This is a genomic window from Gluconobacter vitians (genome assembly GCF_015244565.1).
Lineage (GTDB): Bacteria > Pseudomonadota > Alphaproteobacteria > Acetobacterales > Acetobacteraceae > Gluconobacter > Gluconobacter vitians.
Map to the genome: position 1 here is coordinate 1 of NZ_JABCQG010000065.1, position 1,970 is coordinate 1,970.

The window sequence follows — 1,970 nt, forward strand, 5'->3', positions numbered from 1 at the left end:
CCTGCGATCGCTGTAGTGCTGCTCGCACGGCATGCGTGGTCGTGGCGCTGCCATGACGTATCTGTCCCATAAGGCTTCCTTCCACTCGCGTGAAAATATCACACCATCAAAACACGGGACTAAACACCTAGCGGTTCCTGACTGAGAAAAATGAGTTCTATTGGAGCGCGGGCCCCAAACTGACCGGATACCAGTGACCATTTTCGTAGACTACCGGTACATGATCATCGCTGTCATTCACAACGGATCCTTCAGCGGGTGACGAGATTGCCAAGATAGTGGCCTTTGTCATGCTTGCCATCTGCAGCAACTGATCGATTTTAGTAATGCGCCCGGACATTTCCAGCGTATCTCCCATAAAAGAAAGATTACCTTTTCCAGACACGCCGTCTGTCCCGCCCGTGGCGAGTATTCGGGCATCATAGTCATTTGCGCTTCCCGACGTGTGAAAGTCCATGTTCGCCCATAGTGGACTGGCGGGCGATCCAATCTCTATATCAGTCGTCCCCTGATTGTCTGCGCGGGAACTGAATTGGTATGATCCGTAATCAGCCTCAAAAAACATACCATGTTTCTGAACATGAATATCAGCCGTGACACGGGGCTGGTTAGTCGTGTTCGTCGTCGTATCCGTCCACGTTACACCGTCAATTCCGCTTGGCATAACTTTGTCATGCATCAAAATACAGCCGAAGAAGAAAATCCCGTTAGAGCAATCACCTAGCGTATTGTGACCGCCTGTTCCCTTTACCACGGCGCGAGATGCAGAGCCGTCGAAAAAACCTGTGTCTCTAACCGTCGCACCTGCGATAGCATAGCCATCATCCCAGAGAGGATTTGTGCCATCTGCCGAAAGTTGCGTGACGAGATAGCCCGGTCCACCAGTGGTATTGTGCAGGTTCATGCCCGTAACCCACTGGCCGATGGTTCCTTTGCAGTTGGGGTCATTCACGGCGTCCAGAGCCACGTTGCAGTTGATCGCGCGGTTCATGTCGATCTCAGAGCCGAAAGCGCCTGCAGTACTAGGCCCCTGCGTAACGACGATATTCTGCCCCCACAAGTTAGACGTTGCACTGTCCTGCAGCGCGAAGATACTGGACGCCACATTCTGATTGTTCGTAGTGTCCTCGTTGGCGACGCTAATCGCGCTGCCGATATACGGCTGCGGTGCCGCCACGAACTTTGCCGCGTAACATGTCACCGTGTAGTTTTTTGTGCCATTCGCCAAAGCGCAATTCACCGGAGGAACCGGCAGATTGAGCCGGCCGGTCCTGCTCGCCGGGTCAATTTTCGTGTAGTTGAAGTTGGAAAACGCTTTGACGTTAACCGCCCCGGTTGGATCCAGACCCGCTAACCCATCAGGCGCATTGATGCCCTGCGCCATTTCCTGCTTGGAAACCCATGGGCCAGTGCTGAAAAATCCATTATTAAGCATCGTAGACGGAGGGCGTGCATGCGCTGCCCCGCCAAAGGCACAGACAGCTGTTAGAAATGCCATTTTGAGGCGGGGAAGTTGTTTCATTTTAAGGTATCCTCTGAGACTGACGCCACGCAGTCACAGCATATGTATCGACTACGAAGGCGAAAAGAGAAAGGGGTAGTAGGGCGCCGGCGGCTATTTCTTGGAACATGCCCGCACTTGGTCGCACAGGCCGATGTAATTCCCGATCCGATGGACGGTCTGTGGCTCTGCGGATATACCTTGATCTCGCCTGCAAGTGCCTGCTGGTCAGCGATTAAGTATGTCACGAGCATAGGGCAGCGACCATAGCGCACGCTGGTGCAGCCGATGAGAGTGCGAACCAAGACGATCCATCTCATGCTGTACCGCCTTCTGTCGCGGCGGACTTCTAGGTGTTTAGTCCCGGGGTTTGATGGGTTGGATTGATGATGAATCTTTGTGGCTCTGAAGTCCAGATTTTGCAGACGTATTCGTAAGGGGTAAGGCCACTGAGGGTCTTGAGTCTTCG

At 53.4% G+C, this 1,970-nt stretch carries 1 protein-coding gene and 1 pseudogene; both read right to left on the minus strand.

Translation table 11 applies throughout. The features are described 5' to 3' along the window. Positions 1–157: 157 nt before the first annotated feature. Positions 158–1,522, minus strand: coding sequence for a hypothetical protein (locus tag HKD24_RS15005; RefSeq protein WP_194260957.1), 1,365 nt, complete (start codon positions 1,520–1,522; stop codon positions 158–160). A 328-nt stretch (positions 1,523–1,850) separates the two neighbouring features. Further along, positions 1,851–1,970, minus strand: a pseudogene (locus tag HKD24_RS15010) (IS481 family transposase); the annotation flags it as partial.

What these genes read in the sequence shown, in the direction of transcription:
- HKD24_RS15005 (WP_194260957.1), bottom strand. Translation starts at nt 1,522, where the DNA reads ATGAAACAACTTCCCCGCCTCAAAATGGCATTTCTAACAGCTGTCTGT.